The sequence below is a fragment of the Kitasatospora sp. NBC_01539 genome, assembly GCF_045040525.1.
In the GTDB taxonomy this organism is placed as follows: Bacteria; Actinomycetota; Actinomycetes; order Streptomycetales; family Streptomycetaceae; genus Kitasatospora.
The window spans coordinates 8,394,209-8,416,375 of sequence record NZ_CP109390.1; the positions used below are offsets into that span (position 1 = coordinate 8,394,209).

Annotated in this window: 23 protein-coding genes; 10 read left to right on the forward strand and 13 right to left on the reverse strand. The window is 76.1% G+C overall.

What is annotated here, in order from left to right:
* Window positions 1–54 precede the first annotated feature (54 nt).
* The 4 genes from OG335_RS36325 (at window position 55) to OG335_RS36340 (ending at window position 3,025) form a co-directional block, all read left to right on the forward strand.
* The gene (locus OG335_RS36325) at window positions 55–1,125 is read left to right on the forward strand and encodes an aldose epimerase family protein (protein WP_405009622.1); all 1,071 of its coding nucleotides are present in this window, start codon (window positions 55–57) and stop codon (window positions 1,123–1,125) included.
* Window positions 1,126–1,291: 166 nt separating this feature from the next.
* A complete protein-coding gene (locus tag OG335_RS36330; protein WP_405009621.1) occupies window positions 1,292–1,582 on the forward strand; it encodes a hypothetical protein in 291 nt (96 codons plus the stop codon).
* The gene (locus tag OG335_RS36335) at window positions 1,579–1,971 is read left to right on the forward strand and encodes a hypothetical protein (protein WP_405009620.1); all 393 of its coding nucleotides are present in this window, start codon (window positions 1,579–1,581) and stop codon (window positions 1,969–1,971) included. Before OG335_RS36330 ends, OG335_RS36335 begins: the two co-directional genes overlap by 4 nt.
* Window positions 1,972–2,248: 277 nt before the next feature.
* Entirely contained in the window at window positions 2,249–3,025 is a 777-nt protein-coding gene (locus tag OG335_RS36340) for a DUF6585 family protein (protein WP_405009619.1), read from the forward strand.
* Between the two features lie 119 nt (window positions 3,026–3,144).
* Here OG335_RS36340 and OG335_RS36345 read toward each other — a convergent pair whose 3' ends face one another.
* The 8 genes from OG335_RS36345 to OG335_RS36380 form a co-directional block, all read right to left on the reverse strand.
* Window positions 3,145–4,392, reverse strand: coding sequence for a hypothetical protein (locus tag OG335_RS36345; protein ID WP_405009618.1), 1,248 nt, complete (start codon window positions 4,390–4,392; stop codon window positions 3,145–3,147).
* 260 nt (window positions 4,393–4,652) lie between these two features.
* The gene (locus tag OG335_RS36350) at window positions 4,653–6,809 is read right to left on the reverse strand and encodes an FUSC family protein (protein WP_405009617.1); all 2,157 of its coding nucleotides are present in this window, start codon (window positions 6,807–6,809) and stop codon (window positions 4,653–4,655) included.
* A 95-nt stretch (window positions 6,810–6,904) separates the two neighbouring features.
* Window positions 6,905–7,291, reverse strand: a complete 387-nt coding sequence (locus OG335_RS36355) for a hypothetical protein (RefSeq protein WP_405009616.1) — start codon at window positions 7,289–7,291, stop codon at window positions 6,905–6,907.
* Window positions 7,288–7,602 carry a hypothetical protein gene (locus tag OG335_RS36360; RefSeq protein WP_405009615.1) on the reverse strand — a complete coding sequence of 105 codons (315 nt, stop codon included), beginning with the start codon at window positions 7,600–7,602 and terminating at the stop codon, window positions 7,288–7,290. The genes OG335_RS36355 and OG335_RS36360 overlap by 4 nt, the downstream gene beginning before the upstream one ends.
* A gap of 337 nt (window positions 7,603–7,939) precedes the next feature.
* Entirely contained in the window at window positions 7,940–8,731 is a 792-nt protein-coding gene (locus tag OG335_RS36365) for a GNAT family N-acetyltransferase (protein ID WP_405009614.1), read from the reverse strand.
* 91 nt (window positions 8,732–8,822) lie between these two features.
* Entirely contained in the window at window positions 8,823–9,668 is an 846-nt protein-coding gene (locus OG335_RS36370) for a phosphatase PAP2 family protein (protein ID WP_405009613.1), read from the reverse strand.
* 30 nt (window positions 9,669–9,698) lie between these two features.
* Window positions 9,699–10,649 (reverse strand): YihY/virulence factor BrkB family protein, encoded by a 951-nt coding sequence (locus tag OG335_RS36375; RefSeq protein ID WP_405009612.1) that lies wholly within the window; start codon window positions 10,647–10,649, stop codon window positions 9,699–9,701.
* Complete coding sequence (locus OG335_RS36380; RefSeq protein ID WP_405009611.1) at window positions 10,649–12,412, reverse strand: diacylglycerol kinase family protein; 1,764 nt, start codon at window positions 12,410–12,412, stop codon at window positions 10,649–10,651. The genes OG335_RS36375 and OG335_RS36380 overlap by 1 nt, the downstream gene beginning before the upstream one ends.
* Window positions 12,413–12,625: 213 nt before the next feature.
* On the opposite strand from OG335_RS36380, the gene OG335_RS36385 reads away from it, so the two are divergent.
* Window positions 12,626–13,150, forward strand: coding sequence for a bacterioferritin (locus OG335_RS36385; RefSeq protein WP_405009610.1), 525 nt, complete (start codon window positions 12,626–12,628; stop codon window positions 13,148–13,150).
* 65 nt (window positions 13,151–13,215) lie between these two features.
* Here the strand turns inward: OG335_RS36385 and OG335_RS36390 are convergent, their stop codons facing one another.
* Window positions 13,216–14,220 (reverse strand): aldo/keto reductase family protein, encoded by a 1,005-nt coding sequence (locus OG335_RS36390; protein WP_405009609.1) that lies wholly within the window; start codon window positions 14,218–14,220, stop codon window positions 13,216–13,218.
* A 161-nt stretch (window positions 14,221–14,381) separates the two neighbouring features.
* Here OG335_RS36390 and OG335_RS36395 point away from each other — a divergent pair, with 161 nt between their 5' ends.
* Window positions 14,382–14,738, forward strand: coding sequence for a DUF6204 family protein (locus tag OG335_RS36395; RefSeq protein ID WP_405009608.1), 357 nt, complete (start codon window positions 14,382–14,384; stop codon window positions 14,736–14,738).
* Between the two features lie 172 nt (window positions 14,739–14,910).
* Window positions 14,911–15,723 carry an alpha/beta fold hydrolase gene (locus OG335_RS36400; protein WP_405009607.1) on the forward strand — a complete coding sequence of 271 codons (813 nt, stop codon included), beginning with the start codon at window positions 14,911–14,913 and terminating at the stop codon, window positions 15,721–15,723.
* 261 nt (window positions 15,724–15,984) lie between these two features.
* Here OG335_RS36400 and OG335_RS36405 read toward each other — a convergent pair whose 3' ends face one another.
* Complete coding sequence (locus OG335_RS36405) at window positions 15,985–17,334, reverse strand: MFS transporter (protein WP_405009606.1); 1,350 nt, start codon at window positions 17,332–17,334, stop codon at window positions 15,985–15,987.
* 208 nt (window positions 17,335–17,542) lie between these two features.
* Between OG335_RS36405 and OG335_RS36410 the strand changes: the two genes are divergently transcribed.
* Together OG335_RS36410 and OG335_RS36415 are read left to right on the forward strand one after the other, a co-directional pair.
* Window positions 17,543–17,845 (forward strand): hypothetical protein, encoded by a 303-nt coding sequence (locus OG335_RS36410; RefSeq protein WP_405009605.1) that lies wholly within the window; start codon window positions 17,543–17,545, stop codon window positions 17,843–17,845.
* Window positions 17,846–17,898: 53 nt separating this feature from the next.
* Window positions 17,899–18,753 carry a hypothetical protein gene (locus OG335_RS36415; protein WP_405009604.1) on the forward strand — a complete coding sequence of 285 codons (855 nt, stop codon included), beginning with the start codon at window positions 17,899–17,901 and terminating at the stop codon, window positions 18,751–18,753.
* Between the two features lie 27 nt (window positions 18,754–18,780).
* Here the strand turns inward: OG335_RS36415 and OG335_RS36420 are convergent, their stop codons facing one another.
* The 3 genes from OG335_RS36420 to OG335_RS36430 form a co-directional block, all read right to left on the reverse strand.
* On the reverse strand, window positions 18,781–19,344 hold the full coding sequence (locus tag OG335_RS36420; RefSeq protein WP_405009603.1) for a YbaK/EbsC family protein: 564 nt from the start codon (window positions 19,342–19,344) through the stop codon (window positions 18,781–18,783).
* 247 nt (window positions 19,345–19,591) lie between these two features.
* Window positions 19,592–20,191, reverse strand: coding sequence for a DUF3618 domain-containing protein (locus OG335_RS36425; protein WP_405009602.1), 600 nt, complete (start codon window positions 20,189–20,191; stop codon window positions 19,592–19,594).
* Window positions 20,188–20,679, reverse strand: a complete 492-nt coding sequence (locus OG335_RS36430) for a phage holin family protein (protein ID WP_405009601.1) — start codon at window positions 20,677–20,679, stop codon at window positions 20,188–20,190. Before OG335_RS36430 ends, OG335_RS36425 begins: the two co-directional genes overlap by 4 nt.
* Before the next feature lie 234 nt (window positions 20,680–20,913).
* Here OG335_RS36430 and OG335_RS36435 point away from each other — a divergent pair, with 234 nt between their 5' ends.
* Window positions 20,914–22,074, forward strand: coding sequence for a damage-control phosphatase ARMT1 family protein (locus tag OG335_RS36435; protein WP_405009600.1), 1,161 nt, complete (start codon window positions 20,914–20,916; stop codon window positions 22,072–22,074).
* Window positions 22,075–22,167: the final 93 nt, after the last annotated feature.

Sequence of the window (22,167 nt, forward strand, 5' to 3'; positions counted from 1 at the left end):
ACCTGTCGCGTCCGGCCCGCCCGCCGGGCCCCGCCCGCCCCCGAGGGAACGACCATGCCCCGACCCACCGTCCGCCGCCGGCCGTTCGGCACCGCCCCCGGCGGCACCGCCGTCGACGCCTGGCAGCTCGACGCCGGCACCGGTGTGCACGCCGAGATCCTCACCTACGGCGGCATCCTGCACCGGCTCGTCGTCCCCGACACCGCCGGTCACGGCGCGGCCGTCGTCCTGTCCCTCCCCACCGTCGAGCAGTACGCCGAGAAGAGCCCCTACTTCGGCGCCCTCGTCGGCCGCTACGCCAACCGCATCGCCCGCGGCCGCTTCACCCTCGACGGCGGCGCGCACCACATCCCCGTCAACGACCGCGGCCACGCCCTGCACGGCGGCCCGGACGGCTTCGACGCCCGGGTCTGGCACGCCGAACCCGCCGGCGACGGAGACCCCGCCGCCCTGCGGCTCACGCTGCGCAGCCCGCACGGCGACATGGGTTTCCCCGGCACCCTCGACGTCACCGCCACCTACACCCTCACCACCGACGGCACCCTCGCGCTCGACTGGACCGCCACCACCGACCGGCCCACCGTCGTCAACCTCACCAACCACGCCTACTTCACCCTCGCCGACGGCCCCGACGTGCTCGGCCACACCCTGCAGGTCGACGCGCCCGCCTACCTGCCCGTCGACGCCGACGGCATCCCCACCGGCCCGCCCGCACCCGTGGCCGGCACCGCCCTCGACCTCACCGCCCCCCGGCGGATCGGCGACGTCCTCGCCCGCCCCGAACCCCAGCTGCGGACGGCCGGCGGCCTCGACCACTGCTTCGTCCTGCGCACCCCCGGCGAGAGCACCGCGCTCCGCCGCGCCGCCCGCCTCACCGCCCCGCACGGCACCCGCACCCTGGAGGTGTGGACCACCGAACCCGGAGTCCAGGTCTACACCGGAAACCAGCTCGACGGCTCCCTCACCGGACCCGACGGCCGACCCTACGGCCGGCACGCCGCGGTCTGCCTGGAGACCCAGCACTACCCCGACGCACCCAACCACCCGGACTACCCCAGCACCGTGCTGCGGCCCGGCGAGACCCTCACCAGCCGCACCGAGTACCGCTTCCCGCACCTGGCCTGACGGGCCGGCACGTGGCGCCCGCCGGCGTCCGCGACCGGGTGGCGTCCCGGTCGGACGGAACGGACGACACCGTCACCGGGAGGGAGTCGACAGGGTCGGACAGGGCTGATTTCCCGGCCCCCGACACCCGTACACCGCCAGTGTACCGGCGGTGTACGATCGGGGTATGGCTGATGCGACGATCAAGGTCTCCCCTGATACCCGTGACCGTCTGGCCGCCCTCGCGGCAGCCCACGGCACCACGATCGGCGCCCAGGTGGCCCTGCTCGTGGAGCAGCAACCCACCGCGGAGCAGATCGCCGAGCGCGTCGCCGAGGGCCGCCGGCTGCTGCGGGAGCACTTCGGGATGACCCTCCCCGACGCGGAGCTGGACCAAGGCCCGGACATGCTCCAGCGGGTGTACGACATCGCCGCGGCGGACGCGCGCGCCAGGATCGCCCCCCGGCGCAGCGCGTGATCATCCTGGATTCCAGCGCCCTGGCCGCGCTGGCCGCCGGCCACTCGCGCCTGCACCGGATCGTGGACTCCGCGCTGCGGAGCCCGTTCCGGCATCTGCTGGTCCCGGTGCTGTGCCTGGTCGAGGCCGAGATCAAGGACGAGGGTGCCGCGCAGGCGGTCCTGGCGCTGCCCGCGCTGGAGTTCGAGCCCCTGGACGCGAGCACGGCCGTGATGGTGGCGACCATGGTCCGCGACGGGTACGGCGGCCAGGATCTGGCCCACGCCATCACCACGAGCCTGCCCACCCCGGTGCGTCCGCTGCAGCACCTGATCCTGACGGCCCGTGCGGAGCTGTATCCGCCCGGGGTCGCCACCGTCGACATCGACGACCCCCGCCTGGAGCCGTAGGTGCCGCAGGCGGGGTGTTCGGGGACGGGCTGAACCCGGACGAGGACGCGCGCATCCTCGCCGGGGAGATCCTGCCCGCCGGGCGCGGTCACGGCCCTCGTCGGCCTGCACCGCTCCCCGCCGGGCCGCCCGCCGACCTGCCGTACCGAATCGGCCTGCGCTGTCGGTGTGTCAGATGACGTCTTGCGCAAGTCGGTTGTCTGCAGGGAGGCCTGGTGCCGCCGTGCGCCGATCGGACAGACTGAGGGGGTCTGTCACCGACCTGAGGAGCCGCCGCATGGGACGTGCACCGGGATTCCCGCCGGCGCCCTCCGACGGTGCGGCCGGCTGGGGCGCACTCGGCCCTCCGGTCGCGTCCGCCGGGGAACCGACACTGGACCGCGCACCGCGTGCCTCCCGGCTGCTGGTGCCGGCGTTCCTCGTGTACGGCCTCTTCATGGTCGGCGTGCTGAGCGGTCAGCCGCTGCTGATCATCCTCTCCCTCCTCGGTGCCCTGGCGCTGGTCGTGCTGCTCGGGTTCGCCCTCCGGACCCCCGCCAGACGCAAGGGCCTGGCCGATCAGCTCCTCGTGGTGCACACCGGCGGACTCGTCCACAGCATCGGCGGCCGGACCCAGGACGCGCTGCTGTGGGACGACGTCACCGAGATCCGGATCCTCAGCGGGGGCGGGCTCGGCTCCTTCGTGCAGACCTGCCACCTCACCCTGGGCAACGGGCAGCGGACCGTCCTCTCCTCGCAGCGCATCGGGGGTCTCTTCTCCGTGCTCGACCGCATCGAGGAGGGCGTCGCCCGGGCACAGCTGCCCGCCGCCCTCGCCTCGATCGAGGCGGGAACCCCCGTGCGGTTCGGCGCCCTGAGCCTCGGCGCGGACGGCCTCGCCTCCGGCGCCGACCGGCTGCCCTGGGCCGAGGTCCGGATCACCGGCCACCCGACCGACGGCGTCATCCGGATCGACCGGAGTGCGGGCGGCACCTGGCGACGGCAGCAGGCCGCGCAGTTCCCCAACCTGGCGCTGTTCCGCCTGCTGGCGGAGAGGCACACCCCCCGGCCCTGAGACGCCGTCCGGCGGACCCGGCTCGGTGATGGGCGCCCTCAGCGGACGGCGGCGGACCGGAGCCCGTCGCGATCGGGGTGCCGGGGGACGAATCCGCCGGCGCGTTCGCCTCCGGCGTCTCAGCCTTCCCCGTCGCGCTCCCCGTCGCCCCCGCGCCGGCGGAGCACTCGCCCGGCAATCCCGCTGGACAGATTGCCCGTCACCGATCTGGCCCGGACGAAGGTCTCGATACCGATGCGCCTGGCGGCGTCGACGCCCTCCGCTCCCGTCTCGAGTACCTTGTCCCTGGCCTCCGCGGCTGCCTCCGCCCACCGTCGGGCGTCCAACGACTGTTGACCGCGCTCGATCCCCAGCCGTCCGTGGAAGTCGACGACGGCGATCGCGACATGGTTGCTCGAATGCACCACGGCCGGGGACGCGGTCGGGTGCAGCAGCACCTTCGTGTTGGCCGTGCCGACAGCCGCACCCACGCGGGCCATCAGCCGCCCGGTGCTCCGTGAGATGAGCTCCATCCGGTTCTGCCGGGCGGTCCGGAGTGCGAGGCGATGCCGGTCCAGCTCGTCCGGCGACGCGTCCAGCACGCGGTCGAGTTCGAGCACGGAGACCGCGTCGTGCAGCTGGAAGCAACGAGCCAGAACGGCGAGCCACTCCCGGACCGTGACCTCGGCGTCCCTGGACGCCCTGGCGAGATCACCGATCGTGGTCCTCTGCTCGATCTTCTCGGTGAGCACGTCGAGTTGACGCAGCGCGTAGGCCTGGGTCCGCGCGATCGTCATCGACGTGGCCTGCACCTTCGACCACGTGACCTCGGAGACCCGGCCCACCTGCTCCCGGACGGTCAGGGCCTCCTCGATGACGAAGCCCGCTCCGATCATGTCCGCCAGCACCGCGTCCTTCTGGGCGCGGAGCACGTCGTCGACCTTCTCGTCGATCGAGGCGAGGTAGTCGGTGATCTCGTCCATGGTCTGCTGCATCGCGAGTTGCACCATGAGCCCCGCGGCACCGGCCAGGAACGCCGGGTTGGACAGGGACGATCCGGGCTTCGCCAGTTCGAGGAGTCCCTTGATCCTGCCGCCCTCGGTGAGCACGGCGCGGCTGGCACCCGCATGCGAACCCTTCATCAGCCCGTACTTCTTGAGGGCCTGCGCGGACTGCTCGGTCAGCTTCACCCAGCGACCCGAGGCGGCTGCGATGTCGGAACCCGCCTGTGCGGCTCCGGCCACGGCGCCGAGGGTGGACCGGAGCCTCGACAGTCCGAGGTCCCTCGACGGCAGTCTTTCGGAGACGAGGAAGCGTTCGACGGCCGCCGGGTCTCCGATGACGGCCAGGCCGTCGCCGTCGCTGATCAGCTGAAGGTCGTCATCCATCGTCGGCTCCTGAAGGGGCTCTTCGCAGGTGAGGGCGGGGGCGGGGTGCGCGGCGATGGCCGGGCAGGGCCGGGTCCTCCGGCGACGGAAGTCCTCGCACTGCCCGTCCGCAGGACCCGACGGGCCTGACGCTACCTTCGCCCGCCCCGGCCTGACTACGCGTTCCGTCGTCTCCCGCCCACCGGCGCCGCACGGCGAGCGCGCCGTGTGACTGTCGGCGTCGCGGGCCGCACCCCCTGGACAGGACCGGGGCCCGGCACTCAGGTGGAGTTCGCGCCCCCGACGACGATCCGCCCCGCACGCACGGGCTCGTCGGCCGCCGCGAGGTCGTCGAGCAGGCCGTCCAGCCACACCTCGACGTCCACCGCGTGCAGCCCCTCCGGCGCGGACGGGCGGGCGGCCGCCGTCGGCGCGGCGCGGCTCCCGGCCCGGTGGCGCAGCGCCGCGGCCCGCTGCTCGAACGCCGCCGCCACCGCGGCCGCCGGGCCCTCCACCGACCGCGGCACCGAGCCCGGCCCGAGCCGCACGAGCAGCGGCTCGGCGCCGCGCACCGCGTGCTGCCCGGCCAGCAGCACCGCCTGCCAGTCGGGCCCCTCGCCGACCCGGTCGTGCCGCTCCGACCGGTACTGCGCGTACGTCGCCTCGGCGAGGACGGCGCTGCGCCGTGCGCGTCGCAGTGCGCCGGTGGCGGGGGTGCCGGTGGTGAGCACGGCGGCCGTCTCGCGCAGCGCGTCGGCGCAGTCGGTGAGGAGTTCGGCGGTGCGTCGCCGCACCTCGCCGCCGCCTCCGCGGGGCCAGGCGCACGCGCCGGCGAGGACGCCCACGCACGCCCCGGTGACCACGTCGAGCACCCGGGCCTCGGCGAGCTGCCAGCTCGCGGGTGCGAGCTGGCCGAAGACGGTCGCCACCACGACGGTGAAGGTGCCCTGCGCCCAGGCCGGGCCGAGCAGCGGGCCGACCGTGAAGGCGACCAGCATCACGGCGGGCAGCACGGCCGCGTACACCTCCGGACGCTGCCCGGCCGTGACGAGCAGGACGGCCGCGACCGCGGCGCCGAGGGCCGTCCCGGTCAGGGCGGGCCGCAGCGTCGTCCGGGTGTCGGCGGCGCTCGTCCGCATGAGGGTGAGGGTCGCCAGCATCACCCAGAAGCCGTGCGTGAGGTCGAGGGCGCCCGCCGCCAGCCGGGCGGCGGCGAGCGCGAGGGCGGTGCGCACCGCGTTCTGCAGGAAGACCGACCGCGGTGTCAGGTTGGCGCGGAGCCTCGCCCACCACAGCAGGGGCGCCGACCGGTACGCGTACCAGAACGGGCCGGGGCGCAGCGCGGGCGGCGTCGCGTCGGGCGGCAGCGGGACCTTGCGGCTGACCCGGGTGGCGAGGACGAGGAAACGGGCGCCCTCGGCGGCGTCCAGCGCGAGGGCGCCCGGGGCGGCGCCGGTCGGGCTGCCTCCGGCGGTGGTGCGGTGCTGCTCGAAGGCGGTGATGCCGTGCTCGATCCGCCGCGTGTCCGGTACGGGGCCGCCGGGCCGGAGCCCCGCTGCGGCGTCCCGCAGGGCTGCGGCGGCGTCCCGCAGCGGGCCCGCGGCGGCGGGGCACGGCTCGTGCGCCGCCGCCCGGCCGAGCTGCCGGAGTCGGGCGTGGGTGTACCGCAGGGCGGTCGCGCCGTGGCCGAGCGCCCGGTCGACGGCGCTCGCGGAGGCGGGCCGCTCCATGACGGGGATCCGGGAGAACCGCAGCTCGTCGAGGAGGGCGGGGCACGGGTCCGGGGGCAGGCCGGGGGGCGTGTCCGGGAGCGGCCGGGGAGCACCGTCCGTGCAGGCGGCGGCGGTGCGGTCGGCGAGGCCGGCGACCGCCTCCGCGGCCCGGGCCAGCCGGGCCCGGTAGTCGACGGGCGGGCCGGTGGGCCGGAGCAGCAGTTCGGCGGCGGCCAGCAGGACGACGCCGACGGTGAGGCCGCCCAGGCGGTGCGGCAGCGTGCCCGGGTCGTACGGCGGGAAGCACGGCAGGATGTAGAACAGTTGCAGGCCGTTGGCGAGTCCCACCAGGCGCGGCCCGCCGACGGACGCGTACGCGACGGTGAAGCCGACGGCCAGCATGCCGACGGCGGCTGCCCACGACGTGACCGCCAGCAGGGTGCCGAGCGTCACCAGCACGTACGCGGCGGGGAGCGCGGCCAGCAGGGTGCCGGCCCGCTGCCGGGCCCCGCCGCCGAGCCGGGCGAGGATGCCGAACGAGACCGGGCCGAACACCGCGTAGATCGCGGCCACCGGCTGGTGCAGCCCGTACCGGCAGAGGTAGAAACCGCCGCAGGACGCGGCGGTGACCCGGACGGCGTTCCAGGTCGTCCGCAGCTCCGGGTCGCGGGCGCGCAGCCACCGCCCGGGCCCGGTCCGGCCGCGTGTCGGCGTCGTCCTCGCCATGGTCCTCGATCTGCTGCTCGGTGCTCGGTGCTCGGTGCTCGCTGCGTGATGCCCGGTGCCCCTGTTCCGCCCGGCACGTCCAGGCTATCGGCAGGTCAGGGCCTCAGCTGGACGGCCGCGGTGAGGGTGTAGCCGACCAGCGCCCCGAAGAAGGCGACGGCGGTGACGTGCCGGGCGGTGAAGGGCAGGCCGGCCAGCGCCGGGTACAGCAGGACGGCCGCGCCGGCGCAGACGTCGGCCGCGTAGAGGCCGACCGGGGGGAGGACGTGCGTGGTGCGGGCCGCCCAGCCGGTGGCCACCAGGAAGCCCGTGAGCAGGACGAAGCCGGAGAGCAGGCCGGATCCGATCGTCGACAGGACGGAGTGCGGCTCCGGGGCCGGCTCGCCCTCGGGCAGGGCCGGGCGCAGCCGGTGGGCGACGGCCAGCCCGGCGACGGCGACGATCAGCGCGGCGAGGGCGCCGAGCAGGGCGAGCGGGTTCACGTGCGGCTCCGCGGGTGTCGGACGGGATGGATCAGGGCCGCCAGGGCGGCCGGGGCGAGGACGACGATCAGCAGCACGACCGACCACACCACCGGGTCGATCCCCGGGGCGGGCGCGGCGGCCGGCGGGGCGGCGGCGGGCGGGCCGACCGTCGCGGTCGCGGTGACCGGGGCGGCCGGCAGGGGAGCGGGCGGCGGGGCCTGTGCCGTCGCCGACGGCGGCGGGGAGGTGCGTACGGCGGCCGGTGCGGCCGCGTGCGGACGCGGGTGCTGCTGCGGCCGGGGGTGTGCCGCCGGCGCGGCGTGGTGCACGGCCGGTGTCGCGGACGCGCTCGGGCCGGGGGGCGCCGTGGGGGTGGGCGTGGGGCTCGGCGTGGGCGTCGCGGTCGGGGCTGCCGTCGGCGTCTCCGTCGGCGACGGGCACGGCGGGGACGGTGGTGGGGGAGGCGGTGGGGGCGGGCAGGGCGGTGGGGGCGGGCAGTCGGCGTCGTCGTCCACCCGGCCGATTGTGGGCGCGCTCCCGGTGCGGCGGGGGCGGATCCCGGGCGTGATCACACGCACGGGTGACAGGCCTGCGCCCCCGCTGCCGGGAGGGGCGGCGGGGGCGCGGGCGGGTCGGGCGGCGGGCGCGGGTACGGGCGCGGCCCGGTCAGACCGGGGGCGTCCAGACGTACGGCGTGGTCGTGGTGATCGCGGTCAGGCCGAGGCGCTGCAGGATGGGGCTGCTGTCGTCGGAGGCGTCGACGTGCAGGTAGCGGTGGCCGTGCTCCAGGGCGAGCCGGGCGCGGTGCGCCACCAGGGTGCGGTAGACGCCCCGGCCGCGCCATGCGGGGAGCGTCGAACCGCCCCGCAGCCCGGCGAACTCCCGGTCGCGGTCGAGCATCAGCCACGCGGCGGACACGACCTCCCCGCCGGCCTCGGCGACGAGCACGGCCACCTCGTCGGGCCGGGCGGTCAGCAGGCCGAGCAGGTGGTCGGCGAGGAACCCCATGTCCTCGCCCCACACGGCGGTCTCCATGGCGGCGATCCGCGGCAGGTCGGCCGGGTCGGCGGTGCGGCGGACCGTCACCCCGGCGGGCGGCGCCGCGTCGACGGCGAGGTCGGCGGCCCGGCCGACGAGCACCGTCTCGCGCGGCTCGGCGGTGAAGCCCGCGGCGAGCAGGCGGTCGGGCAGGTCGGCCGGCAGGTCGTGGCCGCGGGTCTTCCACTCGAAGGCCTGGCCGTGCGCGGCGAAGTGCGCCGTCTGGCGGGCGATCAGGGCGTCGAGGCCGGCCCCGCGCACCCCGACGTCGCGCGGGGTGCTCACGAACCCGCGGTGGCCGCCGGTCAGGCGCACCACGCAGCCGTCGCGGTCCCGCACGGTGTCGGGTCCCGAGGAGAAGCCCCGCATCTGGTCGTCGTACGCCGCGAGCAGGCGGCTTCTGAGATCGTCGTCGGTCATCGTCCCGAGCCTAGGGACGGCGTCAAGGCGGTTTTCCCGCCCGTATCCCGGCAGGTCGGCGGGGTGCGGCGCAGGTCGGCGGGGTGCGGCCTCAGGCGGCCGGGGGCGGGCCGCCCGGGGCGGTGTCCTCGGGGGGCAGGCCGTCGGTCCGTCCCAGTTCCGGTTCCAGGCCCTCGGCCACCGGCGGCACCCGGCGTCCGGTGTCCAGCCGCCACGCCTCGAAGGCCCACGCGGTGGCGGCCACCAGCGCCAGGCCCAGCAGCCAGCCGCCCAGCACGTCGCTCACCCAGTGCACGCCCAGCGCGACCCGGGTGAACCCCACCCCGGCGACCGACACGGCGGCCACCGCCCAGGCCGCAGGCCTCACCACGCGGGGCATCACCGGCAGGAGGACGAGCAGCAGGATCGCGCAGGAGCTCGCCGCCGTCATCGCGTGGCCGGACGGGAAGGAGTAGCCGGCGGCGTGCGCGACCGGGTCCGGCAGGTTCGGCCGCACCCGGGCCACCACCACCTTCACCAGCAGCCCGACCACCCCGGCCGCCACCGCCGTCGCGGCTGCCCACACGGCCAGCCGCCACGCCCGGCGGGTGAGGAGCCAGCCGACGGCGGCCGCGACGAGCAGGCGCATCGTCCACGGGTCCCAGACCAGGTCGCTGAGGACCCGCAGCAGCCGCAGCAGCGCGGGGTGACCGAGCACGGCGGTGTGCAGTTGCAGGGCGGTGCGCCGGTCGAGGTCGCCCAGCGGTTTCCAGCGCGCCTCGACCAGGGCCAGCAGGACGCCGGCCGGCACGGCCGTCACGGCGAAGGCGACGACCGAGGCGGCCAGCCGTACGCCGAACCTGCGGTCGGCGGGCCAGGACCGCCAGCGGGCCGCGACGCGGCGGCTGCGTGCGGGACGGACGGGCGCGGGACGGGGGGTTCGGGAGGGAGGAGTCATCGGCATTCCGGATACCCCGATCCGACCTCCTCAGGCACCCGGGTCCGGCCGGACGGGTTCCTGCCGTCCGGTGCGGTCCGCCTCCAGCTGCGCGGCGAAGGAGATTCCGAGCAGCAGCGCGAGGGCGGTCAGGTACGCCCACACGAGGAGCGAGAAGAAGACGCTCAGCGGCCCGTACACCGCGTCGAAGGAGCCGCTGAGCCGCAGGTACGCGCCCAGCAGCAGGGTGAGCGCGACCCACAGCACCAGGTGCACGGCGGCGCCGAACGCCAGCCAGCTGTAGCCGGGCTGCTTGCGGCGCGGCGCGCGCCGGAAGATCACGCAGGACGCCAGCAGCGCCGCCAGGAACCCGACGGGCCACCGCAGCACCGCCCACACGGCGGCGACACCCGTGCCGAGGCCGTAGACCTCGGTGACCGAGGCGGCGATCTCGCGCCCGGCCAGCAGCACGACGAAGCCCAGGCCGAGCGGCAGCCCGGCGATCAGGGCCATCAGCAGGCCGCGGCCGTACTTGCGGTGGAACGGCCGGTCGCGTTCGATGCCGTAGATGCGGTTCGCGCCGCGCTCGATCTGGCACATCGCGGTGGCGAGGTTGGCGAGCGAGAACACCGCGCCGAACCAGAGCGCCAGCGTGCCGCCGTCACCGGCCCGCTCACGGCTCCGCCGCAGCAGCTCGTGCACGAGGTCGGAGCTGGGGCCCGCGGCGAGCCGGCCGAGGGTGAGTTCGGTGACCTCGCCGATCTGCTGCGTGTGCAGCGACGACGACAGGCCCACCACGGCGATCACGAACGGCACGATCGCCAGCACGGTCTGGAAGGCGAGCGCCCGGGCATGGCTGAACCCGTCGGCGTAGCGGAACCGGACGAAGGCGTCCACGAGCAGCTGCCGTCGGCCGTGGCCGCGCAGCGTCTCGACGGCCTCGTCGGCGGAGAGCTCCTCGCCGGACGGGCCGCGGCGGCCGACCCGGGTGGCGGTACCCATCAGCCGTTCCTCTCGGTGGGCACGGCGACGGCCGGCCGGGCCACGGCATCGGCGGTCGCTGTGGCGTCGGCGGTCGCGGTGGGAGCGTCGGGGACGGTGGGTCGTCGTGCGGGCTGCGGCGCGTGCACGAGCAGCGCGCCCGGCTCGACGGTCAGGGTGAGGGTGTGTCCGGGGGTCACCGGTTCGCCGTCGAGTTCGCGCGGGCGGTCGGCGTCGAGGTGCAGGGCGATGCGGCGGGCCCGGAAGTGCTCGAACGGCGCGCCGGTGCGGGGGGAGCCGTCGTGCGGCGCCCGGTGGCGGCCCGTCGCCAGTTGCGCGACGGCCGCGAGCCAGCCGCCGGGTCCGCGCGGGTGCAGCAGCACGAGGTCGAGCAGCCCGTCGTCGGGTTCGGCGTCGGGCAGCAGCCGCACCCCGCCCTGCAGCGCGCCCACGTTGCCGACCAGGGCCATGTCGGCGTGGCGGTGCAGCGGCGGGCGGTCGTCGAGGGTGACGGTGACCGCCATCCGCCGGTCGCCGAGGTGCCGGGCGACGGGCAGCAGGTAGGCGGGCCAGCCGAGCCGGCGCTTCGCGGTGCGGCCGGTGTCCGCCATGATCGCCGCGTCGAGGCCGATCCCGGCCATCGCGCTGACGTGGGTGGTGTCGAGCCCGTCGCCCTCGGCGCGCGCGAGGTCGATCCGGCGGGTCCCGGCGGCGAGGGCGGTGTCGAGGGCGCGGCCGGGGTCCGACGGCAGCCGCAGGTTGCGGGCCAGGAGGTTTCCGGTGCCGCAGGGCACGACGGCGAGGGCCGTCGCGGAGCCGGCGAGCGCGCCCGCGCAGGCCGTCACCGTGCCGTCGCCGCCGCAGGCGACGACCAGCGGGACTCCCTCCGCCGCGGCCCGGGCGGCCGCCCCGCGGCCGGGGTCCTCGGCGGAGGTGGCGACGATCCGGGGCCGGTGGTGGCCGTGCCGGGCGAGGACGCGGCAGATCTCGTCGAGGGTCCGGCGGTCGACGAGCTGCGGCTGGTGGACGACGACGGCGGTGGGCCGTCCGTCCGGTGCCACCCCAGGGTCACCGGCGGGCCCGGTCGCACCGGAGGTCGTCGAGGCGTGGGCCGCGGCGGTGCCGGCCCGCTCCTCCCGGCCGTCGAGGAACGCCCGCCACATGATCCACAGGACGCCCGCGCCGTTCAGCAGGCCCGTCAGCACGTCACCCGGGTGGTGCATGCCCCGGTACATCCGGCTCGCCCCGACCAGCAGCGGCACCAGGCCGGCCAGCACGCACAGCGGCACCCGCCACCGGCCCGTGACGCGCAGGGCCGCCAGCACCGCGAGACCGCCGTACAGCGCCATGGCCGCGCCGGTGTGCCCGGAGGGGAAGCTCGACGTGGGCGGCGAGGCGTCGAGCCGCACCACATCGGGCCTGGCGCGCTCCACGCACACCGTCGCCAGCAGGAAGACCAGGGCCTGCGCGGACACCGCGCCGGAGAGGAACGCGGCCTCCCGCCACCGACGCAGCCGGCTCCCGAGCAGCAGCACCGCCACGGTCAGGATCGTCACCGCCACCACGGCCCCGGTGCTGCCCGCCAGGGAGAACCAGGCACTCGCGCGGGTCGCCGCGGGCGTGCGCAGCTCCGCGAGCCGGCCGGTGAGGCCGTCCGCGGCAGGATCCCACCAGCCGTGCGGCGGATGGGTGATCAGCAGGCCCACCAGGACCACCAGGACCGCCTGCGCCAGCAGTGGCAGCGCGATCCGTCTGCCGGCGGTGACCGCCCGTGTCGTCGTCATGCGCCCCGTGTGCCCCGCCGCGGCCGTGCCATCCGTCCCCGGTGCGCCGGGGTTCCGTCGGGTGGCGTCCGGCGTGAGCCCCGCGGGTGCCCGGCGCGTGCTCGGCGCGTGCCGGGCCCGCCCCCGGCCGACCCGGGGCAGGGGTGTTTGCCCCGGCACGCCCCGGGCAGGCGCCCCGCGTCACCTACCGCCCGACCAGGCAGGGAGAACACCATGGCCGAATTCCTGACGGACGTCCACGCGCTCCGCGACCGGGCCCGCTCGGAGATGATGGACGGTCCGGTCACCGCCGCGTACGGCGCCGACCTCCCGCGCGTGATCGAGATGCTCAACACCGCGCTCGCCACCGAGATCGTCTGCACCCTGCGCTACCGCCAGCACCACTACATGGCGAAGGGCCTCAACTCCGAGCCCGTCGCGCAGGAGTTCCTGGAGCACTCGAACGAGGAACAGGGCCACGCCGACCTGCTGGCCGCACGCATCGCGCAGCTCGGGGGCACGCCCGACATGGACCCGGCGCGCGTCGTCGGCCGCTCGCACGCCGAGTACGTACCCGCCGCCGACCTGAAGCAGATGATCCAGGAGAACCTCGTCGCCGAGCGGATCGCGGTCGCCACCTACACCGAGATGATCACCTGGCTCGGTGACGGCGACCCGACCACCAAGCGCGTCCTGGAGACCATCCTCGCCGCCGAGGAGGAGCACGCCGACGACATGCTCGGCTTCCTCGAGAACTGACCCGGCGCACGCCGCGGGCCCCGCGACCCGAGAGGTCGCGGGGCCCGCGGCGCGTACCGGCGCCGTCAGGGGCGGCTCTTCGGGGCGTTCTCCGCCGTCCGGCCCGGGTCGGACTCCGCCACCGGGGCGAGGATCTCGTCCATCGCCTTGAGCAGCCCGGAGTCGAGCGTCACACCGGCGGCCTTCACGTTCTCCGCGACCTGCTCCGGCCGCGACGCACCGATGATCGCCGCGGACACGTTGGTGTTCTGCAGCACCCACGCGACCGCGAGCTGCGCCAGGCTCAGCCCGGCCTGCTCGGCGAGCGGGCGCAGCAGCTGCACCCGCTCCAGCACCTCGGGCCGCATCCAGCGCGCCACGAAGTTCGCGCCGCCCTTGGAGTCGGTCGCCCGCGACCCCGCCGGCGGCTCCGCCCCCGGCAGGTACTTCCCGGTCAGCACACCCTGCGCGATGGGCGACCACACGATCTGCCCGATGCCGAGCTCCTCGCAGGCGGGCACGACCTCGGACTCGATCACCCGCCACAGCGCGCTGTACTGCGGCTGGCTGGAGACGAGCGGCACCCGCAGCTCGCGGGCCAGCGCGTGGCCGGCCCGGATCTGCTCCGCCGTCCACTCCGAGACGCCGATGTACAGCGCCTTCCCGGCCCGGACGACGTCGGCGAACGCCACCATCGTCTCCTCCAGCGGGGTGCTGGTGTCGTACCGGTGCGCCTGGTAGACGTCGACGTAGTCGGTCTGCAACCGGCGCAGCGACCCGTCGATCGACTCCATCACGTGCTTGCGGCCCAGCCCCCGGTCGTTGCGGCCGGGACCGGTCGGCCAGTAGACCTTGGTGAGGATCTCCAGGCCCTCACGGCGCTCGCCCTTCAGCGCCCGGCCGAGCACGGCCTCGGCCCGGGTCTCCGCGTAGACGTCCGCGGTGTCGAAGGTGGTGATGCCCGCGTCGAGGGCGGCGCGGATGCAGGCCGCGGCCGCGTCCTCCTCCACCTGCGAGCCGTGGGTCAGCCAGTTGCCGTAGGCGATCTCGCTGACGATCAGGCCGCTGCGGCCGAGATGGCGGAACTCCATGACGGATCCTCTCCGTGCGCGGGCCGGGCACTGCCGGCCGCTCGTGCGGGTGCTGGGGGTGCCGGCCGGTGCCGACACGTGACCGATCATGCCTCCCGGCGCGCCGTCCGGCGGAGAAAACGCCGTGCGTACGGACGGCACGGCCGCCTACAGTCGGGCGGATGAGCACCCGCACCTTCCGGATCACCGTCCGCGGCGTCTTCGACGGCCTCACCGCGGAGCAGCGCGCCGCCCTCCTCGCCGACGCCGACGCGCACGACGTGCTGCGCGCCGCGTTCACCGCCGAGGGGCACCTCAGCTACGACATCGCCGCCCGCACCGCGTTCACCTTCCGCTTCGCCGACACCGGGGAGACGGACGAGGACCTCCTGACGGCCGCCGCCCGGGCCGAGTCCGCCGCCGAGGCGTGGCTGACCGGTCGCGGGTACGGCTTCAAGAACCTCCGCTCGCAGGCCGAGGACCTCTCGCAGGCACCCCTCGGCAAGCGGCAGCGGCGCGGGGCGGCCGGCGCGGCCTGACCGGGCCGGACTCCCGGCACGCGGCCTGACCGGACCGGGCCGGACTCCCGGCATCCGGGAGGTCCGGGGCCGTCGCCGCCCTCCGCGGGGCGGCGGCGGACGAGGAGAGGCGGACGGCGTGGGAGCGCGGGAACAGGATCGCTGGACGCGGTCAGGGGTCAGGCTGCGCCCGGTGTCGCGGCGCGCGGGGCGATGGAACTGGCTGTTCGTCCCGGGTGGTCCCGGACTGGGGTCCGAGTCCGTGCTGGGCCTGGCGCGGGCGGCTGACGTGCCGGGCACGGTGTGGCTGGTCGACCTGCCGGGGGACGGTTCCAACCGCGGCGTGCCGCAGGTTCCCGACCGCCCCTACGAGCGGTGGCCGGAGGTGCTCGCGGAGGCGGCCGAGGCACTGGACGAGGTGGTCATGGTCGGCCACTCCACCGGCGGGATGTTCATGCTCTCCGTCCCCGAGCTGCAAGGGCGGCTCGCCGGTGCGGTCCTGGTCGGCAGCGCCCCGCACGCGGGCTGGCGGCCGGCCTTCGCCCGGTGGGCCGAGGCCAGTCCGCTCCCCGGCCTGGACACGGCGGCGGGGGAGTACGCCCGGCACCCCGGCGACGAGACCCTGCGCGCGCTGACCGTGGCCGCCGCGGCCTGGAACTTCACGCCCGAGGGGCTGACCGCGGGACGCGCCGTGCTGGAGGGCCTCGCCTACTGCCACGCCGCGGTGGCCTGGGCGGACGCCCACTTCGACGACACGTACCGGGCCCGGTGGACGCCGCAGGACGGCGCGCTGCCGACACTGATCGTGAGCGGTGCCGAGGACCACGTCGTCGACCAGGGCCTCTGGCAGGACGACGCCGCGTTCGGCGGGCCCCACGTCCTGCGGCGCACGATCGACGGCGCCGGCCACTTCCCCTGGATCGAGAATCCGGAGGCGGTCCGCACGGCCTTCGCCGACCTGACCGGTCTCCTCGACGGCGCCTCCCCCGACGGCGCCTCCCGCTGACCGCCCGTTCCCGTCGACCGCCCGCGGGCCCGCATCACCGGGGTTCCGCACCATGCGGTCCTGCGGTAGGCCCGCGTCGACTTTTTCCGGTCGCCGGGGTTTGCCGCCGCCGGGGCGGGTGAGACGGACCGTCAGGCAGGGGCCGAGGCCGCCCCGACGGTATCCCCCCACCGGCCGGTGCGGCCCGTCCCTGCCAGGGGTCCCGCCCGGCCGTCGTGTCTTCCTCCGGCGGCCGGGGGGCACCCCACGGCCCGGCTCCCCTCACGGACGGGTGACGCTCGCACCCGCCGTCCCGGAGCCGTCGGCATCGGTACCGGCCTGCGCGCCGGCGCGGAGCACGGCCCGCCGGGAGGCGACGGTGACGGTCACCGAGGCCGCCGCGGCGAGCGTGATCGCGGTGCCGGGCGTCAGACACTGCGCCAGGCCGCCGGCCACCGCCGCCCCGACGCCCTGCCAGGTCAGCCGGCCGGCCGACTCCACACCCTGGACCTGACCACGCACCGGGGCGGGCGTCAGTGCGAGCAGCCGCTCCTGGAGCGGCAGGGTGGCGGCGAACCCGGCCCCGGCGAGGAACACCGCGGCCACCGCGACCGGCAACGGCGGCCGGAGCACGAACAGCAGGAACGGAGCGGCGAGCAGCAGCCTCAGGGCGAACGCCGACCGGCGCCGCCGCTCCGCGGTCAGCAGCCGCCCGACCACCAGGTCGCCGAGGAGCATGCCGGCCGCCGACGCGGCCAGCAGGACCCCGGCACGGTCGGGCGCGTACGGCACGAACAGCGCCTCGCAGCCGACGACCAGGCCGTTGGGCACCCAGAGGTTCAGCAGCAGGACCCGGCGGCCCGGGTCGGCGAGCAGGGCACGGTTCACCGTCCACGTCCGCCGCAGGCCCGGGCGGCGGGTGAGGCGGATCGAGTGCTCCCGGACGGTCGCCGCCACCACGGACGCGCCGAGCCCCGCCGCGGCGGCGGCGACGAGGAAGACCCCGTGCGGGCCCAGGCGGTGCAGCAGCACCGCGCCCACCGCGTAGCCGAGGACGGCGGTGCCGCCGGCCGTGATGTTCATCAGGGAACGGGCCATCGCATGGGTGGCGTCCGGCACGACCTCGGCGAGCAGCCCCATCCGCGTGCCGGTCGCCAGCGACTGGAAGAAGCCCGGCACCAGCAGCAGGGCGAACCGGGCGGCCAACGGCAGCCCGGGCACCGCCTGCACGGCGGCGCCCGCGAACGCCAGGCACTGGAGCGCGACGAGGGTCCGGCGCGGACGGCGTCCGTCCGCCACCGACATCACCGTCAGCGCGCCGAGCACCATGGCGAACGAGCCGCCGTACATGCTGACGGCCGTCAGGAAGGCGGAGCCGGTGCGGTCGTCGACCAGGGTGCCGAGCGCGAAGCCCGACAGGGTGCTCGCAACGACGGTGAGGGCGAAGCCCGCGTACAGGCCGGCGAACTCGCCGTTGCGGAGCAGGGCGCGGTAGCCGGGGGCCGCCGGACGGCCCGACGCGGATGCGGGCGTGCCAGGAGACGGCGTGGCGGGAAGTGGCGTGGCGGGGGGTGGTGTGGCGACGGGCGCGGAGGCGGACGGGACCGGAGGGTGTACGGGCTGGGAGGGCATGAAAAAAGCCTCCGGGCGCTGATGGCGCGCCGAAGGCCGACACCGTCATTCTACCAGCAGGTGACGCCCGGGCCGGTTCCCGGGCTGGGCCGGATGCGTGACCGGGCGTCAGGCCGCCCGCAGGCCCGCATGACGGCGCCCGCGCTGGGCATGTGTCGGACGATCACGCTGCACGCACGAACGCTGCACGCACGAACGAGGAGGAACGATGACGACCGATCAGGCATCCGCCACGCTGGCCGACGACCTGCGGGCCCGCACGAGCGCCTTCGTCAACCACCACATCGACCTCTGGGTGGCCGTGGAGGAACCCGGCACGCTGGTGCTCGCGGGCAACGACCCGGCGGCGGTCTTCCGCGCGGCCTCGGACTGGCTCGCCGACGACCCCGCGTACACCGTCCTCGACGTGCGGTGGGACCGGCAGGCCGCCGAGCCCGTCCACGCCCTGCGCCTGGTGCTGCGGCGCGGCACCCGCGGCGTCGTCCCGGCCCCCGACACACCTAGGGACTGACCGGGCGTCAGTGGCGGCCGTGTGCCGGGAGACAGACGGGGCAGACGACGGACATGACCGTACCCGCCCCGCCGTCCCGGCCGCCGCAGCCGACCTGGCCGCCCCAGCCCGTCCGTCCGCCGCAGCCCGCCACGGGCCCGCGCCGCCCCGGTGGCCGCGGGCCGTGGTGGCGGGCCGCCGTCGCCGTGGTCTGCCTGGCGGTCGCCGCGTCCGCCGCCGTGCTGCTGACCCGGCCCGACTCCCGCGCCCACCGGGCCGGGGCCGGCAACCCCGACGGGCCGGCCGGGCCGCCGCCCGCCGTCTCCGGGGCACACCCCGGGCCGATCCTCCTGGACGGCGTGTCGGGCCGCCTGGAGATCGCCGCAGGCCCCGGCACCGAGGCCACCGCCACGTACGTGCCGGAGGGCCGGGACACCTTCGGGCACGTCGAGTTCGGCCCCGCCCTGTCGGACGGCGTCCTCCCGGTGCGGTGCGCCACCGACGACGGCGTCCCGCTCGGCCCCTGCCACGGCCTGCTGCAGCTGTCGCTGCCGGCCGGCACCCCGCTGACGGTCCGCCAGTCCTCCGGGGAGATCTCGCTGTCCGGACTCGACGGCGACCTCGACCTCTCCCTCGCGTCCGTCCGCTTCACCGCCGTCGGCCTGCACCCGGAGCGGGCTGCCGTCGCCGTCCGCTCCGGCAGCGCGGACCTCGCCTTCACCACCCCGCCCCGGGCGCTCTCCCTCGAATCGGTGTCCGCCTCCGTGGCCCTGCGCCTGCCCGCCGCGGCCGCCGACGACGCCTACGCCTTCACCTCCGACGCGGTCTCCGCGGACGTCAGGATCGCCCTGCCCGATCGTCCCGGCGCCGCCCACCAGGTGCGGCTGCGCACGGAATCGGCCTCGGTTGCCGTCCTCCCGGCCGGCTGACCCCGGCGGGGCCCGCCAGCGGGCGGGTCAGCCGGCCAGACCCGGGATGACCTCGGCGCGCGGGAGGGCGGCCACCGCCCAGCCGGGGAGGATGAGCTTGCCGCGCCGCCGTCCGCTGCCGACCAGCACGTGCGGGGCCGCGGCCACCGCCGCGTCGACCAGCAGCGGCCAGGCGGCCGGGAGGCCGACGGGGGTGATGCCGCCGTACTCCATGGCGGTCTCCTCGACAGCGGTGTCCATCGGCGCGAACGACGCCTTGCGCGCGCCCAGGTGCGTACGCACCGCCCGGTTGACGTCCAGCCGGGTGTGCGCCAGCACGAGGCCCGCGGCGAGGGTCACCTCGCCCCCGCGCTTGGCGGCCACGACCACGCAGTTCGCCGACACCTCCGGCTGCACGCCGTAGGTCTCGCAGAACACCGCCGTGTCGGCCTTGTCGGGATCGGTGTCGACGTACAGCACGGACTCCGCCGCCGCGCGGTCGTCCCAGTTCTTGAGGGCGTCCGCCACCGGGGGTGCGAGCAGGTCGCAGACCTCCAGCGCCAGGTGGACGGACGGGAAACCGCCGAACGGTGCGTGCACGTGATCGCTCATGGCACGGACTGTAGCGAAACCCGCCCCGCGTCCTCCGACGTGGTTGGTGGCGAAGTTTGTTGTGGTACCCGGCTGCATCACCCGTCGGGTGCGGCGTCAGGCCGTCCCGTGCCGCCCGGTGGCCGACTCGTCCGGTCGGCCACCAGGCATCGTCGCCGTCGGCAGGACGTTCGTCACCCGGATTTCGGCGGGGACGCGCTGTCGGGGCACGTGAGCGCGGCGGGTCCCGCGGGGGAGAGCCGGCCGGTCACCTCCGGTGGCGGGTCAGGGCCAGCACGACGGCGGTGCCGAGCATGACGCCGCCGACCGCGGCGAGCACCGGCCCGCCGTACCGGGCGACCTCCAGAGCCATCTCGCGGGCCGAGCCCTCCGAGTGCTCCCCGACGGCGGCACCGGCCGTGTCGGCGAAGCCGGCGGCGTGCTCCTTCACCCGGGATCCGCCGGCACGCACGCTGTGCGCGGCGCCGCCGACCCGGTCCTCGACGACGTGCCGGGCGTGGTCGGCCGTGTGGCTGACGCGTTCCTTGGCCTGGTCGGTGGTGCGGCCGACGCGTTCCTTGGCCTGGTCGGCCGTGTGGCTGACGCGTTCTTTCGCGTGGTCGGCCGTGTGGCCGACCCGCTCCTTGGCGTGGTCGGCGGTGCGGCCGAACCGCTCCTTGGCCTGGTCGGCCGTGCGGCTGACGCGTTCCTTGGCGTGGTCGGCGGCGTCGCGCACCCGGGCGCCGACGTCGGCCTTGGCCGCGAGCTGCTCGACGGTGTCGGCGAGCCTGTCGCGGGTGTCCGCGATCTGCGAGGTGAGCTCCGCCGCGGTGGGGGCGGCCCCGCCGGTGTTGTGCTTGGAGGTCATCGGTGTGCACGCTCCTTGATCACGTCGATGTCGGTCCTGGTGGTCGCGATCGCCTGCTCGGGAACGGGGGAACCCGCCTTTCTCAGCTGTCCCCGGCCGACCAGGGCGAGGACGGCGGCGATCAGCATCAGGGCACCGCCCGCGACCAGGGCGGCCGCCCACAGCGGCATGACCAGGGCCAGGCCGGCGATGGCGGCCGCGACGAAGGCCTGGAGGCCGATGATCGCGAGCAGCCCTGCGCCGCTGAAGAGCCCGCCGCCGAGGCCGGCCCGCTTGCCCTTCTCGGTGAGTTCCGCCTTGGCGAGCTGCACCTCCTGCCGCACCAGCCGGGAGGCCAGCTCGGTCGCCTCGTGCACCAGCTCGTTCACCGGCCGGGATGCGCCGGTGGCCGGGCCGGCACCGGTGGTGGCACTCGGTCCGGTGCCGCCGACCGTGCCGTTCGGTCGGGCCGCCGTCGCGGGCCGACCGCCGTTCACACTCGTCTTCACGTCGCCGCTTCCCTTCGTCCGGTTCTGCGGGCACCCCCTCCCCGCGCCTGACCGGCCCGGCCCACCACCAAACCCCGTTTCGCACACCGATTCGGCGGACATGCGGGTCCGCACCCCGGCGCACCCCAGCGCACGGCGAATCCCGGCGGCGACGGTCAGGCCCTAGGGTCGGAGCAGCCGTGCCGTACGGCCCGCGGCCGCGGCTGCGGCCGCCCACGAAGGAGGACGCGTCCCATGCCGACCGCACCCGTGATCCGGGCCGACGTGACGGGCTCCTTCGCCTGGGGCGTGTTCCACGAGCGCCATCCGGTGCTCGTCCGGCAGGTGCTCGACGCGCTGCCGTACGGCCCCGCCGAGCGGGCGGCGGTGGAGCGGCTGCTCGCGGAGAGCACGGAGGGCGTCCTGGAACCGCCGGCGGCCGACCTGCACGACCACGCGGAGTGGCTGGCGTGGGGGAGCGGACTGTGGGGCCGGCCGTGGGGCGAGGCGCCGTTCCTGTGGGCGGAGAGCTGGTTCTACCGCCGGCTGCTCGACGCCACCGGCTACTTCCGTCCGGGTACGTGGCAGGGCGTCGACCCGTTCGCGCCGTTCAAGGACGCGGAGCTGGCCGGCGCGGCCGTCGACGGGGAACTCGCCGCGCTGGACGACCTGTCGGCGCTGCCCGACGAGGCCCGCGCGGAGACCCTCCTCGCCTCGGCGCTCTGGGGGAACCGTGCCGACCTGAGCTTCCGCATCACCGCGGGGCCGTCCGGGGCCGCCGGCGGGATGCTCGCCGACGACGGGCCGTTGCTCTGGTCCGCCCTGCGGCGGGCCGACGGCGGGCGCGTCTGCCTGCTCGCCGACAACGCCGGTCCGGAGCTGCTGCCCGACCTGGCGCTGATCGACCACCTCCTGGGCGCCGGGTGGGCCTCCGGGGTGGTCCTCCTCGTGAAGCCGCAGCCCTACTTCGTCTCCGACGCGACCACCGCCGACGTGGTGGCGGCGCTCGGACGGCTGCGCAGCGCCCCGGGCGCGGAGGCGAAGGCCGTCGGCGCACGGCTGTGGCAGGCGATGACGGACGGCCTGCTGGAGGTCCGCACCCACCCGTTCCTCTGCGCGCCGCTGCCGTTCGACGCGATGCCGGACGACCTGCGGGCGGACCTCTCCGGCGCGGCGATGACGATCGTCAAGGGCGACCTCAACTACCGGCGCCTGGTCGGCGACCGGTCGTGGCCGCCGACCACGGCTTTCGCCGACGCGGCCGCCGGCTTCCCGTCCCCGGTCGCCGCGCTGCGCACGCTCAAGTCGGACGTCGCCGTCGGCCTGGACGCGGCGGTGGTGGCCCGCCTGGACGCCGACGGGGAGGCGTGGCGCACCGTCGGCCGCCACGCCGTCGTCCAGGTCCGCGCCCACTGACGCACCCCGCCGGGCCGGACGCGGCGGCCCGGGGCGTGCCGCGCAGCGTCAAGAAGACGCTAGGACGAAAGCCGCAAGTGGGGCGGAAGGGGC

Coding starts and splice junctions, on each gene's coding strand:
- OG335_RS36425 (WP_405009602.1), bottom strand. CDS start 20,191: ATGACCTCCAAGCACAACACCGGCGGGGCCGCCCCCACCGCGGCGGAG.
- OG335_RS36380 (WP_405009611.1), bottom strand. CDS start 12,412: ATGACGACGACACGGGCGGTCACCGCCGGCAGACGGATCGCGCTGCCA.
- OG335_RS36410 (WP_405009605.1), top strand. CDS start 17,543: ATGACGACCGATCAGGCATCCGCCACGCTGGCCGACGACCTGCGGGCC.
- OG335_RS36390 (WP_405009609.1), bottom strand. CDS start 14,220: ATGGAGTTCCGCCATCTCGGCCGCAGCGGCCTGATCGTCAGCGAGATC.
- OG335_RS36395 (WP_405009608.1), top strand. CDS start 14,382: ATGAGCACCCGCACCTTCCGGATCACCGTCCGCGGCGTCTTCGACGGC.
- OG335_RS36365 (WP_405009614.1), bottom strand. CDS start 8,731: ATGACCGACGACGATCTCAGAAGCCGCCTGCTCGCGGCGTACGACGAC.
- OG335_RS36370 (WP_405009613.1), bottom strand. CDS start 9,668: ATGACTCCTCCCTCCCGAACCCCCCGTCCCGCGCCCGTCCGTCCCGCA.
- OG335_RS36415 (WP_405009604.1), top strand. CDS start 17,899: ATGACCGTACCCGCCCCGCCGTCCCGGCCGCCGCAGCCGACCTGGCCG.
- OG335_RS36345 (WP_405009618.1), bottom strand. CDS start 4,392: ATGGATGACGACCTTCAGCTGATCAGCGACGGCGACGGCCTGGCCGTC.
- OG335_RS36325 (WP_405009622.1), top strand. CDS start 55: ATGCCCCGACCCACCGTCCGCCGCCGGCCGTTCGGCACCGCCCCCGGC.
- OG335_RS36350 (WP_405009617.1), bottom strand. CDS start 6,809: ATGGCGAGGACGACGCCGACACGCGGCCGGACCGGGCCCGGGCGGTGG.
- OG335_RS36420 (WP_405009603.1), bottom strand. CDS start 19,344: ATGAGCGATCACGTGCACGCACCGTTCGGCGGTTTCCCGTCCGTCCAC.
- OG335_RS36385 (WP_405009610.1), top strand. CDS start 12,626: ATGGCCGAATTCCTGACGGACGTCCACGCGCTCCGCGACCGGGCCCGC.
- OG335_RS36435 (WP_405009600.1), top strand. CDS start 20,914: ATGCCGACCGCACCCGTGATCCGGGCCGACGTGACGGGCTCCTTCGCC.
- OG335_RS36375 (WP_405009612.1), bottom strand. CDS start 10,649: ATGGGTACCGCCACCCGGGTCGGCCGCCGCGGCCCGTCCGGCGAGGAG.
- OG335_RS36405 (WP_405009606.1), bottom strand. CDS start 17,334: ATGCCCTCCCAGCCCGTACACCCTCCGGTCCCGTCCGCCTCCGCGCCC.
- OG335_RS36330 (WP_405009621.1), top strand. CDS start 1,292: ATGGCTGATGCGACGATCAAGGTCTCCCCTGATACCCGTGACCGTCTG.
- OG335_RS36340 (WP_405009619.1), top strand. CDS start 2,249: ATGGGACGTGCACCGGGATTCCCGCCGGCGCCCTCCGACGGTGCGGCC.